The 15,703-nt window shown below is 37.9% G+C and carries 13 protein-coding genes; 3 read left to right on the plus strand and 10 right to left on the minus strand.

What is annotated here, in order from left to right; all coding sequences use genetic code 11:
• Window positions 1–252: 252 nt before the first annotated feature.
• From VB733_RS11820 to VB733_RS11830, 3 genes are all read right to left on the minus strand, one after another.
• A complete protein-coding gene (locus VB733_RS11820) occupies window positions 253–729 on the minus strand; it encodes a BON domain-containing protein (RefSeq protein WP_323340279.1) in 477 nt (158 codons plus the stop codon).
• 71 nt (window positions 730–800) lie between these two features.
• Window positions 801–1,706: a hypothetical protein gene (locus VB733_RS11825; protein WP_323340280.1), complete on the minus strand. Its 906-nt coding sequence runs from the start codon at window positions 1,704–1,706 to the stop codon at window positions 801–803.
• 99 nt (window positions 1,707–1,805) lie between these two features.
• Entirely contained in the window at window positions 1,806–2,084 is a 279-nt protein-coding gene (locus tag VB733_RS11830) for a GlsB/YeaQ/YmgE family stress response membrane protein (RefSeq protein ID WP_323340281.1), read from the minus strand.
• 475 nt (window positions 2,085–2,559) lie between these two features.
• Here VB733_RS11830 and VB733_RS11835 point away from each other — a divergent pair, with 475 nt between their 5' ends.
• The gene (locus VB733_RS11835; protein ID WP_323340282.1) at window positions 2,560–2,742 is read left to right on the plus strand and encodes a CsbD family protein; all 183 of its coding nucleotides are present in this window, start codon (window positions 2,560–2,562) and stop codon (window positions 2,740–2,742) included.
• A gap of 126 nt (window positions 2,743–2,868) precedes the next feature.
• On the opposite strand, the gene VB733_RS11840 is transcribed toward VB733_RS11835, so the two are convergent.
• Window positions 2,869–4,203, minus strand: coding sequence for a hypothetical protein (locus VB733_RS11840; protein WP_323340283.1), 1,335 nt, complete (start codon window positions 4,201–4,203; stop codon window positions 2,869–2,871).
• Window positions 4,204–4,256: 53 nt separating this feature from the next.
• Window positions 4,257–5,384 (minus strand): hybrid sensor histidine kinase/response regulator, encoded by a 1,128-nt coding sequence (locus tag VB733_RS11845; protein ID WP_323340284.1) that lies wholly within the window; start codon window positions 5,382–5,384, stop codon window positions 4,257–4,259.
• A 374-nt stretch (window positions 5,385–5,758) separates the two neighbouring features.
• On the opposite strand from VB733_RS11845, the gene VB733_RS11850 reads away from it, so the two are divergent.
• Window positions 5,759–6,472, plus strand: coding sequence for a response regulator transcription factor (locus VB733_RS11850; protein ID WP_323340285.1), 714 nt, complete (start codon window positions 5,759–5,761; stop codon window positions 6,470–6,472).
• A gap of 20 nt (window positions 6,473–6,492) precedes the next feature.
• Here the strand turns inward: VB733_RS11850 and VB733_RS11855 are convergent, their stop codons facing one another.
• The 5 genes from VB733_RS11855 to VB733_RS11875 form a co-directional block, all read right to left on the minus strand.
• Window positions 6,493–8,568: a cation:proton antiporter gene (locus tag VB733_RS11855; RefSeq protein WP_323340286.1), complete on the minus strand. Its 2,076-nt coding sequence runs from the start codon at window positions 8,566–8,568 to the stop codon at window positions 6,493–6,495.
• A 294-nt stretch (window positions 8,569–8,862) separates the two neighbouring features.
• Entirely contained in the window at window positions 8,863–9,540 is a 678-nt protein-coding gene (locus VB733_RS11860; protein WP_323340287.1) for a DUF1003 domain-containing protein, read from the minus strand.
• A gap of 2 nt (window positions 9,541–9,542) precedes the next feature.
• Window positions 9,543–10,325 (minus strand): SDR family NAD(P)-dependent oxidoreductase, encoded by a 783-nt coding sequence (locus VB733_RS11865; protein WP_323340288.1) that lies wholly within the window; start codon window positions 10,323–10,325, stop codon window positions 9,543–9,545.
• A 393-nt stretch (window positions 10,326–10,718) separates the two neighbouring features.
• Window positions 10,719–12,203, minus strand: coding sequence for an alpha-amylase (locus tag VB733_RS11870; RefSeq protein ID WP_323340320.1), 1,485 nt, complete (start codon window positions 12,201–12,203; stop codon window positions 10,719–10,721).
• Between the two features lie 253 nt (window positions 12,204–12,456).
• Window positions 12,457–14,277: an ATP-binding protein gene (locus VB733_RS11875; protein WP_323340289.1), complete on the minus strand. Its 1,821-nt coding sequence runs from the start codon at window positions 14,275–14,277 to the stop codon at window positions 12,457–12,459.
• 643 nt (window positions 14,278–14,920) lie between these two features.
• On the opposite strand from VB733_RS11875, the gene VB733_RS11880 reads away from it, so the two are divergent.
• Window positions 14,921–15,634: a response regulator transcription factor gene (locus VB733_RS11880; protein WP_323340290.1), complete on the plus strand. Its 714-nt coding sequence runs from the start codon at window positions 14,921–14,923 to the stop codon at window positions 15,632–15,634.
• Window positions 15,635–15,703 lie beyond the last annotated feature (69 nt).

Raw genomic sequence — 15,703 nt, forward strand, 5'->3', positions numbered from 1 at the left:
CTCCTACGTATTTACTATTTAGTTTGTACTTGAAAATCTATAACTTGCAAATCAATCTTCAGGGCAAATATTTATCAATCTACAGAAACTATTTTGCCGATCGCATCTCATCCTTGAGATAGAATCACCATATTAATTAGGTGAGATGACTGGAAAATTATGTAGAAATATATCGCTCTGTATCTAGTAGTTCACCAGAGCAACTTTGCAGGGACAAAAATCTCCCCTTCTCCGTCTCTCCCAGTCAATCTCCTAGTTTGCATTTGCAGGTTGAGCAGGTGCTACCGCTACTTGCACCTTGACAGATTGGACACCTTTAATTTCTTGCGCCAAAGGTGCGATTTTGTCGAATTGTTGCTGAGTAGGCACGCTTCCGCTTACTGTCACGACACCCTTATCAGCTTCTATAACCAAGGCACTCGCAGGAAGATTCGCCTCTAATTTACTCCGAACTTCACTAGCGACATCTTTATCTGGTCTATTTTCGGCTGAACCTTGATTTACAGCATTATTGCGTTGTTCTCTAGCTTGGATGTCTGCATCTAATTGTCTTCTGCGAGTTTCACTGGTAGCATCCGCTTTGGAATCTGTTGCTTGTTGTGCGTTGGGAACCTCTATCTTATCTTCAGTAGAATCAGGAGCTACATTAGTAGTCCTCTTGGCATCAGTACAAGCAACAACTGAAAGTAATAGGATACTACTACCTAACAATGCGATCGCTTTTTTCATGATCTATTTTCCTTGATTTATTATTGAAGTGAAATGTCTTCAGGAGGATGTCTTTCTTGACACTTCTGGAATTAAACAGCTTGAACAACAGCTGGACTATAGACGTTAAACTCCTGAACGTTGCTTGCTTCCAAAATTTTTCTTGCTGCTGCAATTTCCAATTCAGTTCCGGAAATCACAATCAAATAGTCACCTAAATTCATCCGATATTGGTAAGTATCTGTAATATCTTTAGGAATACCTAAACTATCCCAATCATCTCTGCTGTAGAAATTTACGCGATCAAATTCTTCATCGAGAAAAGCGCCTGAAGAGACTACAGATACTTGATTCATCGAAAAACCACTATCTTGCAATTGAGTTAAAGCTTGCTCTACATTTTGACGATTGAATAAAAGACCAGCAGCATTTTTGTAGCGACTTTTCACAGGTGTAGATGTTTGATAAATTCCCCAATCTCTAATGCCGCGTTTGCGAAAAATTTGTTCGGCAATAATAATTTCTCTTTCGTTACCATCTACGATGACTAAATAGTAACCCTGGTGAACTAAATCGCTATAAATTTTAGCTTCGTCTTCGGGAATTCCTAAACCTATTAATGCACCACCTAAACTACCAGCAGCTGCACCAATTGCACCACCAGCTAAAGCAGTTGCGATCGTAGTAGCGGTAGCCCCTGCTAACATAATCGGTCCAATTGTGGGAATTGCCATCAGACCTAAACCAATTAGTAAACCACTCAAACCGCCTACCGTACCGCCAGTAGCTGCCCCCACAACTGCGCCTTCTTCGGCTTTGTTTCCAGTGTGTTCTTTAACTTCAACACCAGCAATATCACTTTCATGTTCTGCATTTCTGGCAACTATTGATACTTTATGCATCGGATAGTTAGCATTTTTTAAGTCAATCAGTGCAAGTTCTACATCAGAGCGCTGAGTAAAAACACCGACTGCTCTTTGCTCTACTTCTAATGTCATGACTTTATCTCCCCATTCAAATATGAAGCTGCTTATTTGAGGCTAATTAAGGTTAATAAAGGTTAATTACTCAATTAACCTCAGGTAATCTTCAGCTAGTTAAACTGCTCGACGAGCTACTAAACCCCAAAGGAAGATTAGTAACATAGCTCCAAGAACTGCAAAGACAATGCTACCAATAGATAAAGCTCCGACTGTGGCTGAGGCGGCTGCACCACTCCCTAGTAAAACTTGACCTAAATAACCACCTACCAATGCTCCCAAAATTCCTAAAGCAATTGTGGAGAAGATACCACCGCCTTGTGAACCTGGATAAAAGAACTTAGCTAATGCACCTGCGATTAAACCTAAAATCAACCAAGCAATTATACCGCTCATCTTAATTTCTCCTTATTGTATGATTTGTTTTCTTGTGTTGCGTGTCCTTATGTTCTTAAGATTAAGGTTTTATTTTCTATTTTTGCTCTATCTGTTGAACGAATATCTAGAATCTTGAGATATTATCTGAAGTGATAAATATCCTTCATCGGGACTAATTAATCAGGTGAATATTTGCTTTTGCCTTCAGCCTCGGCTTGCCTTACTTGTGTTACAAAAATATACAAATGAGTTGTGACTAGTCTTTGATGAAAATAAATTCAATAATTAATTAATTTACTGAAATTTATGTACTTAAATCTATGCACAATCTGAGTATTTAGGAGCAGCAATATTTCAATAATTTTCTTCCTGAAGATAGAGGTAATAAAATTTAAATAAGTTTATTATAAAGGTGCTGTCGGTTTGAATATATCAAACGACAATACATAATAAACTCTCAAATAATTTATTAATTAATTAAGGAGCAAGACAAGTGAGTACCGAAAATAGAGTTAAGGCAGTTGCTAAAAATATCGAAGGAAAAATTCAAGAAGTAGTTGGCGAAGTCACTGGCAATCCCAACGATAAGGCTGAAGGACAAGCAAAACAAGCCGAATCTCAAATGCGCCACACAGTTGAAAATATCAAAGACGAAATCAAGAAGGCTTTAGACTAAACTTTTATCTTGTCTTACATATCAACTTATCCCCGATTGGTTGAGGAAATCGGGGATTTATAGTTTTTTCTATTTACATTTTTTCTATTTACAAATATCATTTCTCAATCAATTTGATTAGCTTGATTAGCCAAATCCTGATTTAGCTTTACTTTTATTTTTAGATTTACTCTTACCATTAACCTCTATTAAAGCCTCTTGAAATAAATTATGTAGATGTAAAGGAACACTAGCTATTTCCGGCAATTCTGGATTGAGAGATTTATTAAATTCTTGCAGAGTCGTTTCTAAATCTTGCTGTAAATTAAATTCTTCTCTATTTAAATATGCTTGTAATACTTTTTCTAATTCCACTGGATATTGCTTCGCTAAACGCTGCCAAATACTGAGATTAATTTCTGGTTCTTCTAGATATTGACGTAATAATTTTTCTGCATTTTCAACACTACGCCAATCTGCTACCCCTAGCATGTTTTTAAATAATTGATAGTTTGTCAAAAACATCTGTCCCCAGCGAGGATGGGTAATGACAGTAACCTGCTCTGCTTTTTTGAGGTGATTTGGTAGCTCAATATCAGGTACCACCATTTTTGTGTTTTTATTATCTTCTAAAAGTCTCGAAGCAACTTTTGCATCTGCCCCCATTTCTGCGGCTACATCAACTATTTCTTCCCTCGAAACTCCAGCTTCTTCTACTAATTCTTTTAATGATTTTGAGCTATCAATACCTGCATTCTCTAAAGAACGCTGAGTGATGAATTCCTGAAATTCCTTGAGTTTTTTTTGTAGCTGATATCCAGGTAAGGTAATTTCATCACTATGGAAAAAGTCTAGAAAAGCTTGATGATACTGCTCTACAGATTGCCATGCTTCTTCTAATAAATCTGGCGCATCTGTATACAAATAATTTTTATAATTCTGTTTAAAGTTACCAATTGCGATCGCTAGTTTGGGTTTACCCAACTTACCCATGATACTTATAGAAGTAGAAAACATCCAGTAGCTATCAGTTACAGGTGCTATGCGTGCGAGTAAAATTTCTCCATTTTTCATCCTACTTAGTAACTGTAACTCATCGGCATTTTTAGTTTTGACTACATAATATTTTGCAGTCATCCAATTCATGAGTTGACAACCATCAGCAAAAATTTCGGTGACAGCAAACAAGCCAATAAAACTTTTTTGCCAACTTTTCACGAGCGAAAAATCGCTTGCTGTTAATTTGGGCTTACTATCTAAAAATAAATCAATTGGTGTTTTCTCATCAATTTTTGCATCTGTCAAGAACATATCCATTACCATCTCATTATTTGTGTTACTTGCATATTGAGATTTTGGTAATATGGATAATTTTTGAGCATAAAAAGATTCTAGTGCAATTGCTAAATCCCCCTCCGCATCCATGACAAAGTCAAGTAATTCTTGCTTTAACTGTTTAGCTCTGACTAAAATCTCTTCCATAATCTCACCTCTATAAAATATTTGATATTAATTGCCAGTTCATTGATAAATTATTATCTCTGTTTGCTGCGATTATCTACAGTTTTCACACGCGGTATATTGATACTAAATTTGCTCCCTTGTTCCGGCTCAGATGTAACATCAATTGAACCTTGGTGAGCTTCAATAATACACCGCGACAAATATAAACCTAAACCACTACCGGAACCTTGATGCTTACCCGAACGAAAACGCTCAAATAATCTCGCTTGCTCTTGGATAGAAATTCCGGCTCCTGTATCCTGAATCTCAATAGTGACAATATCTGGATGGAGATTTAAATTTACATTGACATAACCTGTTTCCGTAAATTTAATAGCATTGCCAATAATGTTAGTGACAACACGTCTCAATTCGATGCGATCGCCTACAATTATACTCTCTAAACCATGAATATTTGCAGATACCTCCAAATTCATTGCTAGTCCCTTTTCTTCTGCCAAATGTTTCAATTCTTGAGTCACTTCTCGGACTAATTCGTGAATATCAAATTCCGACAGCTTTAAACTTTTACTCCCAGCCTCATGACGATATACTTCCAATAAAGTGTTAACCATCGTCAATAAATCTTCATTGCTCCCAATCATCGTCTGAAAAACATCGGAGGCTTCTGGTGTCACCTCAAAAAACATTCCTTCTAACATTAATTTTAAGATGCGATTTGCCGCAACTAAAGGCGTTCGTAAATCATGGGTGAAACGCGAAACAAAATCTTCACGTAAGTTTGCCATCTGGTCACGTTCGTCTATGGTATGTTTGAGACGTAGTAGCGATCGCACCCTGGCATGTAGTTCCTCTGGATCGAATGGCTTACGGATAAAGTCGTCAGCACCCGCATCTAGTCCCTCAACCAGGCTGGATTGTCCATGGGCAGTAATTAATAAAATCGGAATGTATGGGAGATTTTTATTATTGCGAATTCGACGAGTAAATTCATAGCCGTCCAATTCTGGCATCATTACATCTAACAGTATTAAATCTGGTCGCCAATCTTCAACTATACTCAAACCAGTTTTACTATCTTCATTTAAACTTACTTCATAACCTTCTGATTCTAAAACTGTTTCGAGGAGCAGTAAATTTTCAAAAATATCATCAACTACCAGTATTTTGTCTTTCCTAACAGGTTTATTAATTAACATAGTTTTTTAAATATGCATAAATAAAATTATTGATAGCACATTAAAGGCTACATTGTAATATCAACGTAATTTATGGGCTACCCATATTAATCAAATTTATCCTTTTATCTATCTCAAGACTAGATTCTTAGGTCTAGTTTTATCTCCGAAAAAATCTACCCAGCGACAGATGTATAAATTGGATATTAAAGAGGATGTAATTAATGAACTTTTATTTCTAGTAGTTTGACAGTAAGCTTTTCTACTACTTATAGTAGATGCAATTAACTTAAAATCATTAAAATTTGTAGTTTTTGCATAGCTTTACCAATAAAATTAAGAAGGTTATTTTAATCTGTACTTTAGAAATTAGATTTGGGAAGAGGTAAACAGCCATGAGCGAGATTAAGGTAATTGTGATTGAAGACCATAACCTTACCAGAATGGGCTTGCGGGCTGCTTTACAAACAGAGCCGGAAATTAAGATTATCGGTGAAGCCTCCAATGCAACGGACGGTTTGCAGCTACTTAAGACTTTAAAGCCAGATGTGGCGACTATTGATATCGGTTTACCTGATATGGATGGGATTGAATTGACACGCAGATACCGACAATACCAACAGGAAACTCAGGATTTCACCACAAATCTACTGATTTTAACCATGCAAAACAGTGAGGAAGCTGTGTTAGCCGCTTTTGGGGCGGGAGCAGATTCTTATTGCATGAAGGATATTGAAAGTGAAAACTTAATTAATGCGGTGAAAACCACATCTACAGGTAGTTCTTGGATTGATCCTGCGATCGCAGATATTGTACTCCAACAAGTACGACGGGATGATGCCAATAGTGGTATCGGCTCTAAACGAGTCATGATTGAAGGTTTGGAACCGGAGGTGGAAAAAACTATCGAAAGTTTTCCTCTCACTCAACGGGAAAAGGAAGTTTTAGAATTAATAGTTGCTGGTTGTGATAATGCAGAAATTGGTAAAAAACTTTACTTAACAGTCGGTACTGTGAAAACACACGTTCGCGGTATTTTGAGCAAGCTTTGTGTTGCTGATAGAACTCAAGCTGCTGTTCGCGCTTTACGTGCGGGTTTAGTACATTGATTTTGACATGCTCAATTCTACTAATTTGGTTCTCCCAATAAGATAATTGAACTACTTAAGCCTTGAATTACCTGTGTAGTTACTTCGCTAACAGATAAGCCACCCGCAGTCCGATAACGTACAGAACGCAAAACTACTAAATCAAAGCTTAATGCTTCCTCAATAATGACTTTCGCAACATCATTATCTTTAACTGTTTGAATATTGGTATTGACTTCTAATTGACTTTTCGAGGCAATATCTAATAATTGAGACTTGAACAGTTCTACTTTATTTTGTGGTGTTCGCGGATGATAAATATGTAATAAAACCACTTCCGCCTGATTGACATCGGCTAAAATTTGGGCAAACTTAATTGCACCTATGGTTTGACGTGTCAAGTCACCGACAGGTACAAGAATCCGTTGAAATTTTGTCGGACTATTTAACAACTGTGCCATAGCAACTGGACAGTGGGAAGACCAAAAGATACCATCAATGATGTTACCAAATAAACGCGATCGCAAACCAAGATTCCGTGACCAACCTAATATTACTAAGCTAGCATTTTGTTCTCTACTAGTACGGCTAATACCCAAAGCAATATCATCATCTATCCGTACAGTTGGCAATACTTCCACATCAAACTCTTGACTAATTTCTGTCGCTATCTGCAATCGTTCTCGACTTTGCATCAGAGCCATTTTTAACTCAGGATTATCCATTTGCACATGTCCTTTCGTTATTGCTAGTGGCACTATTTTCCCTAATTCATGACGCGCCAACAGTGCCGCCATTTCTAACAAATAACGTTGTGTTTGTGGGTTATAAATTGGCACTATTACAGTAAATGGATGCTGAGTTTCGTCTAATATATTGTTACTATTAATGCTGTCATTCTTCCACCAAGTTGCGAGCGGCTCATCGGCTAAATCATCTTGGGAAATAGTGAGAGCGCTGGCAAATCTAGCTGTAATCATCGGACCAAGAATAGAAGTGATTAGCATTAAGACAATAACGCTATTTAAAACAGCATTATTAATCAATCTTTCATTAGCAGAGTTTACACTTTGATATGCAACTAATGCGGCTGCGAGTGTTGCGGCTACCTGTGGTAAAGACAATGACCACATTGTTAATAGTTCCGCATTATTATAACGGTATAACAGTTTGGCTAGATATGCAGCAATGAACTTACTACCAATCAAAGCCACAATAATTGCGATGGTAATACCGATGGAACTTAGGGTTTTGATGAATGACGGAATATCAATTAATAGTCCCATGTCTACAAAGAAACAAGGGATAAATAAAGCACTACCTACAAACTCAATTTTTTCTTTAACTGGGCTACGTCCTAACACATCATTAACTGCTAAACCAGCTAAAAATGCTCCCACAATTTTTTCCACACCAACAATTTGCGCGCCCACAGATGCTAAGAATAATGCGAGTAAAATAAACAAGAATTGATTACTTTGTTCATCACCCGTGCGTTTAAAAAACTCCTTTCCTGCCCAGTCAAACCCAAATAAAACAATGGCTGAATAAATTGCTAATCCAGCTAATAAACTTACTAAACTCAGAGCAGTAAATTCTCCCCCATGAATGCCAACACAAACAGCTAGAACTAACAAAGCCCCTGTATCAGTGAAAATGGTTGCGCCAATAGTGACGGTTACTGCTTCATTAGTGACGACTCCTAAACGACTAACAATTGGATATGCTAGGAGTGTATGCGAAGCGAGCAATGAGCCAATTAAAACTGAACTATTCCAACTGAAGTTAAATATTCTACCAACAATAATGCCTGCTATCAATGGTACTAAAAATGTCAAAATTCCAAATGTAATTGAGCGATTTTTGGTTTTGCGAAATTGTTCCAAATCAATTTCTAAACCCGCTACAAACATGAGATATATTTTGCCAATCTCGGATAATAGCTTGACGGTTTCAGATTCATGATTGAGTAGATTTAATCCACTACTGCCCAAGATTACGCCTGCTACTAGTAAACCGACTAACCCAGGTAATTTTAAGCGTTCAAATAATGGTGGAATTGCAAAAATTACTATTAGGAGAATTGTAAATGCGATGATAGGACTGTTTATCAGCACTGTTCAGTATCCTTTTGATGAATTAAAACAAGCATTCTAGAGCAATTCCATTTAATTTGTCACAATTAAACAAATTTTTAAGAGCAAACAGCCATACATTCTACAGATATTTGAATTCTACATCATAAATTCATAAATAATTAGAGCCTGGTTTATCATTAATTCTTAAAATTTGACTGGTGAAAAAATGAGTCACCAACAAAATTAAGCTAGGGATGATTTAGTATCTGTTGATAATACTCCCAATAAAAAATATTCACTCAGACATTCGCTAATAGTTATATAGCTGTAAATTTAAGTATATTCTCTGGTGATACTGGTAGAATCATGTGACGTTTGTATCTTCTCTATTTCCACTTGTCCATTTTCAAAATTGACTTGATCAAGATTGTGTTGTAGTATGTCCAAGACAATTTGTGGATTAGTGCTTTGCTGCATAACTTCAGCTTCTCGATCATAGCGATTTTGGACATTAGGTAAATCAGTCCGCAGTTCTTCTACTAATGCAATCAGCTTGGCGATTTTTTGTTCTGTGAGTAGATTTAGTTGTAGTATGAGATGCGATCGCTTATCTTCGAGTTTTTCCTGACGAGTCTGATGAACTAATACGCCTGTAGAAATTAGCAACGCCGCAATATCAATTCCTTGTTCCCGTAAGTTTAGTTTGGGAAATTCTCCAGCGAGGATGCCAATATTCGCCAGATGACTAAAAATACCCCAACTAGTAAAAAAGATAATTTGAGTATAAAGGAACCAGGGTTGACCGAATCCTCTAGCCATTTTTTCTAAAATTCGTTGATGCAGGGGAATTTTTTGCTCATCCTGAGCTTGCAAACCTATTACTGCTTCAATATTTTTGAGTAAATTTTCTGGCAGTTTCTCCATCTCTGAATTTGCACAAAGGCGATCGCCAGATATATTACTATTATTAAAATTAGAAAAATTATTTCCTTGGTTAGTGTTTTTTTTCATCTTCACCCTGAACTCAAAGAGCCACCTCCATCAATCCAAATTTCAGTCCCGGTAATGAATTTGGATGTATCTGAAGTTAAAAATAACACCAATTGGGCAACTTCTTCACTAGTACCAGCAACATTTCCAGTCAAGGGAATATTATCTTTCATTAATTCAGCAGCACCAGGAATCCAATCTAAATGTCGTTTAGTCGTGCTTTCATTAATTCCCGTTAAAACTCCACCCGGACAAATAACATTAACTCGGATGCGATCGCGGGCAAGTTCTAGTGCTAACATTTTGGCAAAAGTAACCTGGGCAGCTTTAGTGCATGCATAAGCTGTTGCCCCAATTTTTCGGAAACTGCGGGTTCCATTTATAGATGATGTAATCACAATGGAACCACCCTGTTTTTTGAGATAAGGAACACCATATTTAGTGGTGAGAAATGTTCCTCTGAGGTTCACATTGATGGTTCTATCCCACTCATCAGGGGCAATATCTTCAATCGGTGCCCACACGCCATTAATACCTGCATTGGCAAACAAAATATCAATTTTTTGATACTGATGAATAATTTTTTGAAATGCTTCTTCCATTTGCCCTGCATCTGCGACATCTGCGGTAATTGCGAATGCAATACCCCCAGCATTGGTAATCTTGCTAGCTGTTTCCTCTGCACTTGCCTGTATGTAGTCGATAATGGCAATTTTTGCCCCTTCATTTGCCAGTAAAATGGCAGTTGCACGACCAATTCCTGAACCTCCACCAGTGATGACAGCAACTTGATTTAAAAGTTTCATGATGTTGTCGATCAAGATATATTTGCGACTTTAACCCTATTTATAGTCGCAGCAAAAATCATGAGTCAGCCAGTACCTAAAGGCAGAAGACTAGACAATACTTGGGAGGGAGAAACAAAGAGACAAGCTCCAAGAAAGTTGAGGGGGAGTGATACCATGTCCGGTTGAATACTTATCATTAAGAGTGACACGGAGATTTATCTGGTGCGAGATTTTGGAGATGAGGTATGACTCAGGTTAGCTAAGGAATCATGTAAAAATAAGTAGTGCAAGCGTCTCGCTCGCTATTTCCCAAAGGTGGGACTTCGGCGTGAGCGCTCAGTCGTTCGCGGAGCGTCTCCGAAGGAGATACGCTGCCTACACTACTTGTTCAATTTATTTTTACACGAATACTTACACAGATTCTTGGGGAACCCAAACGGAGACAGAACCTGCATGACATCGGAAGTCAGCCCAACCCTCATCATTGCTTGTTATCGGTTCACTAATATGTTCGGTAATGTCGATATAGGTACGGTTGGGTTGTCCAACTTCCATATATTTACTACCATCGCTACCGTTACTCAGGACAACTGCCATGCCTCCAGGATGTTCTTCGTCTCCTAATCTTGTCCAACCAATGGTATTTGCATGATCGAAATAATCGTACTGTTCCCCGTAGGCATAGGTTTGACGTGCGAATAAAAATTTATCGAGAATCCATTTGTGGCTATCTAACCAAATTTCATACTCATTACCATCATTGCCATAGTCTTTGTAATGAGCGCCGTAATAATCTGCGTAAAATATGCAGGGATAACCTTCGCGTCTGAGCAAAATTAAAGCGTAGGCAAGGGGTTTAAACCAGGCTTCAACCACTGATTCCAAGGATTGTAACGGTTGGGAATCATGGTTATCAACTAAGGTGACAGCGAGGGTAGGCTGGTGTTGTACCAGAGTATTATCGAAAATTTGTCTGAGGTCGTAGTTATTACCAGATTTACTGGCAAGATGGAAGTTGTAATGCAAAGGTGCATCAAATAAAGTCACCTTCCCATTAGTAACAGTAATAAAGTAATGTAAAGCCTCAACTTCATAAGACCAATATTCGCCAACTGCAAAGATATCACGTTGGGCATGGTTGCGAACATGTTCCAGCCATTCGAGGAAGAAATCCGCCGATACATGTTTGACAGCATCAAAGCGAAAACCATCAACACCAGTTGTATCTATATACCACTCACCCCAGTATTTTAATTCTCCAGTTACTTCCGGGTTGTCCATATCCAAATCACAACCCATGAGATAGTCAAAATTACCTTTTTCTAAATCGATGTTGCGGTCAAATTCTTTGCCTTTGAGTAAGTAAATGGCATTTTCATCAGAATTATATACATTGTGGTCAATTGCGTCAAAATGCCACCAATGCCATTTCATGCTGGAATATTTGTCACCGCGACCGGGAAAGGTAAAATGAGTCCAAGCCTTGATTTTTTGATATTCGCCAACTACTGCGTTACGATCTTCAGGATGAAAGGGTGTTGCTTCGGCTTCTTCCTCTTCGTCTGCACCTAATTTGTGATTGAAAACAGCATCGGCATAGATTCTAATTCCCGCTTTTTGTGCAGTTTTAATGGCGTGTAAATATTCTGCTTTAGTACCATATTTAGTCCGGACGGAGCCTTTTTGGTCAAATTCACCTAAGTCAAATAAATCATACACCCCATAGCCCACATCCATACCCCCACCTGTACCCTTATATGCTGGAGGCAACCACAGGGAGGTGACACCAATCTTTGCTAAATCTGCGGCTGATTCTGCCAACTGCTTCCACAGGCTACCATCTCCTGGGTTGTACCAGTGGAAATACTGCATCATTACGCCATTTGTTTCTGCCACGATTTTAAGTTCTCTTTGATTAGGATTACGTTTACGCAGCACAATCATATCAGCTTGTTTAATTAGCTGCTGTGCTGTTTTTATCTAGGGGAATTATCTGATGATGTGTATTCTCAAGTAATCAATCTCTAGTTATTTGGGTTGATGTCTTACGGAGAATTTAGCGATCGCATTTCCCTATCTTGAGAATTATTTGCTGAGGTAGTTACTATATCTGAAGATAGATGAGTATATTTGAATTTAGGTGTTTTTGCTAATTTCCCTTACTTGCCAACACTTGCTGAATGGCGATAATTAACTCATGTGGCTCTGCTGGCTTCGATATATGCATGGCAAACCCAGCCTCTAAAGCCTTGCGTTGATCATATTCCCCCGCATATGCTGTCAGGGCGATCGCTTTTGGCATTGCTCCGTTGACAAAATGTCTCACTTGACTGATCAATGTGTAACCATCCATTTCTGGCATTCCAATATCACTAATTAAGATATCAGGTACAAAATTTACCAAAATTTCTAATGCTTCTAATGCTGATTTGGCTTGGATGACATTTGCTCCCTCTTCTACCAACACAAAAGCCAGAAAATGCCGCGAATCATTATCATCATCGACAACTAAGATGTTTATTCCTTGGAGATTTCGGAAATTTAAGTCAACCGGAATTTGACTGTCCTGTCTCGTTTTTTTCCTAGTGACTTCCAGTAAAGGAAATTGGACGGCAAAGGTTGTCCCCTGCTCCTCCCCTGGACTTTCGACTCCCACTATCCCACCGTGAAGTTCGACTAGTTGTTTAACAATTGCCAGTCCTAAACCCAAACCACCAAATTTCCTGGTGGTGGCGCTATCTGCTTGACGAAAGTATTCAAATACGTGGGGTAAAAACTCCGGGCTAATGCCTTTGCCTGTATCAATGACTTTGATGCAAGCGTATTGATTGACTTTTTCTAATTTGATTTCGACTCGACCACCAGGTGGTGTAAACTTAACTGCATTCGAGAGGAGATTCCAGATGACTTGTTGCAGTCTGGCGGCATCTCCTTTGATTTCCAATTTGGGGTGGGGAAGTGAAGATAGAAGCGGGAAATATGCTTCTTCGTTATCTTCAAGCTGTTGGGGAAACACTCGAAATTGGCAATTTTCAACTGTAAAGAATAAATCAATGGATTTTGCTTCTACTGCTAGCCGAATCGTTTCCAAAGCATGGTAAATAATTGATTCTAAATCTACTTGATTTGTATTTAAATTTAATTTTCCTTGTAAAATTCGCGAAACATCGAGTAAATCTTCGATTAATTGAGCTTGTAATTTGGCATTTCGCTCAATAATTGTTAAAGCTTCAGTTGTTTTTTCGGGTGTGAGTCGGCGAGTGAGAAGAATGTTTGACCATCCTAAAATTGGATTTAGAGGCGATCGCAATTCGTGGGAAAGAACTGCTAAAAATTGGTCTTTGATACGGTTTGCTTCTTCCGCTTGGGTTGCTAGTTGGCGAAATTGCTTCTCACTTTGGCGCAAGGCAATTTCTGTACGCTTACGTTCGCTGATTTCTTGTTGCAATTGGTCATTTGCTTGTGTTAGTTCATTGGTACGTTCGGCAACTAATTTCTCTAGTTGATTTTGATAAATTCTCAGTTGTGCCTCAGCCTTGAGTTTTTCACCAATCTGTGCTTGCAGTTGCAAATTTGCCTGTTCAAGTTGGGCTGGACTTGGTAGTGCTAAAGCTTGCGGTATTAGGGGAAAAAGTTCTATCGCCGTAAAAACCGAAATTATCGCCGTCATCGCTTTGAGAGTTCCCGATACCCAATAAATCGGATGCCAAAGTGTCCAGACTTCCATGATATGAGTCGTGCCACAAGCAATAATAAAACCAGCAAATAAGAGAAAAATCCAGTTAAAAGGCAAATCTTGCCGCTTACGAACAAAATAGAATATACTAATGGGGATGGAATAATAGGCTAGTGCAATTAATGAGTCAGATAGGATGTGCAGCCAGACTAAATTTGTTTGCCAAAGATAACAATGCCCGTGAGGAATAAAAGGTTCCGTCCTGAAAAAATTAATCCAAAATTCCCCGCTCATAAATTTTCTCAGCTATCTAAAATTTAAATAAAACTAGCAGTAAAATTTGCCAGTTGTCGAAGTATAGTAGTTAATTATACCGCTCTCCTAAACTTCGACATTTACATCTGCAACCAAGATATGTAATTTTGTTGTTGTCTTGCTGCGATAATCTCGCCTAAGGGTTAAGCTATATCTCTCCTGTGCGAGGGAGATTTTAAATCGACATCTAGATTGCAGTTATATCTAATTCAATATTACTTGCTTCCGGAAAACAATTAAAAATTAAAACAGTAAAATTTTGATGTTATGGGGTTAGCTATTTTCCCTTTTTTGGGAAGCGAATAATACTGATATCTATTATCTATTTCTATGCAGCCAGCAAAATTGTATCTAAATGGGGAGAGCGCCTGAGCAGAAAAATAATACATCCTCCTGAAGATAGGCATTTACTAACCTTTAGTATATATTTAAAGTGATCTTCAAACTGACTTCCGACTTAATTATACTCTTTCGGCAGAACTTAATTTGAGTTATATTTACTGTTCTGGGGATGGATAGACTGATATTGCTGTAACATTTAGAATTTGTGAATAGGAACATGATAACCACCAATAAAGTTGATGAAACTATCTTTCACTTTTAGAAAAATTGAGGTTTAATTATGGATACAATTCGGATTATTTTAATAGAAGACCATGACCTCACCCGTATGGGGATGCGGGCAGCCTTAGCTAAGGAAGAAGGGATTGAAATAGTTGGTGAAGCCAGAAATGCCATGTCGGGCTTAAAGTTGCTTCAGTCTACACAACCTGACATTGCGATCGTTGATGTGGGTTTGCCAGATATGAGTGGGATTGAATTAACACAGAAAATCAAAAATTCTCTGGATGCAGAATCCCCCATCCAAACAAAAATTTTAATTATGACGATGAATCAAAATGAAGATACTGTTCTCGCAGCTTTTGCGGCGGGTGCAGATTCTTACTATATGAAAGATGCGAGTATTGAAAAACTTGCTGATGCAGTGCGAATTACACATTTAGGTAATTCCTGGATTGACCCATTAATTGCGAGAATTGTATTAGATAAAAGTAAGAGAAATGTGGATTTAGTTACTGCTAATTCCGATACTGTTTCTATTCATGGTTTGTCTGCTGAAGATAATCAAATGTTAGAGTCATACCCTTTAACAACACGGGAATTTGATGTTTTAAATTTGATTGTGGACGGATGTAGTAATGGTGAAATTGCTGAAAAACTGTATATTACCGTTGGTACAGTGAAAACCCACGTCCGGAATATTTTGAATAAGTTGTGCGTAAACGATCGCACTCAAGTTGCTGTTCGTGCTTTGCGTGCAGGGTTAGTTAAATAGTTGGTTTAAATAGTTGGTTTAAATAATTTATTTAAATTATCAATTGGTAATTTTTAGGGACGTTAGATA

The organism is Calothrix sp. UHCC 0171 (genome assembly GCF_034931845.1).
Classification (GTDB): Bacteria; Cyanobacteriota; Cyanobacteriia; order Cyanobacteriales; family Nostocaceae; genus Brunnivagina.

What these genes read in the sequence shown, in the direction of transcription:
- VB733_RS11820 (WP_323340279.1), bottom strand. Translation starts at nt 729, where the DNA reads ATGAAAAAAGCGATCGCATTGTTAGGTAGTAGTATCCTATTACTTTCA.
- VB733_RS11825 (WP_323340280.1), bottom strand. Translation starts at nt 1,706, where the DNA reads ATGACATTAGAAGTAGAGCAAAGAGCAGTCGGTGTTTTTACTCAGCGC.
- VB733_RS11830 (WP_323340281.1), bottom strand. Translation starts at nt 2,084, where the DNA reads ATGAGCGGTATAATTGCTTGGTTGATTTTAGGTTTAATCGCAGGTGCA.
- VB733_RS11840 (WP_323340283.1), bottom strand. Translation starts at nt 4,203, where the DNA reads ATGGAAGAGATTTTAGTCAGAGCTAAACAGTTAAAGCAAGAATTACTT.
- VB733_RS11845 (WP_323340284.1), bottom strand. Translation starts at nt 5,384, where the DNA reads ATGTTAATTAATAAACCTGTTAGGAAAGACAAAATACTGGTAGTTGAT.
- VB733_RS11850 (WP_323340285.1), top strand. Translation starts at nt 5,759, where the DNA reads ATGAGCGAGATTAAGGTAATTGTGATTGAAGACCATAACCTTACCAGA.
- VB733_RS11860 (WP_323340287.1), bottom strand. Translation starts at nt 9,540, where the DNA reads ATGAAAAAAAACACTAACCAAGGAAATAATTTTTCTAATTTTAATAAT.
- VB733_RS11865 (WP_323340288.1), bottom strand. Translation starts at nt 10,325, where the DNA reads ATGAAACTTTTAAATCAAGTTGCTGTCATCACTGGTGGAGGTTCAGGA.
- VB733_RS11875 (WP_323340289.1), bottom strand. Translation starts at nt 14,277, where the DNA reads ATGAGCGGGGAATTTTGGATTAATTTTTTCAGGACGGAACCTTTTATT.
- VB733_RS11880 (WP_323340290.1), top strand. Translation starts at nt 14,921, where the DNA reads ATGGATACAATTCGGATTATTTTAATAGAAGACCATGACCTCACCCGT.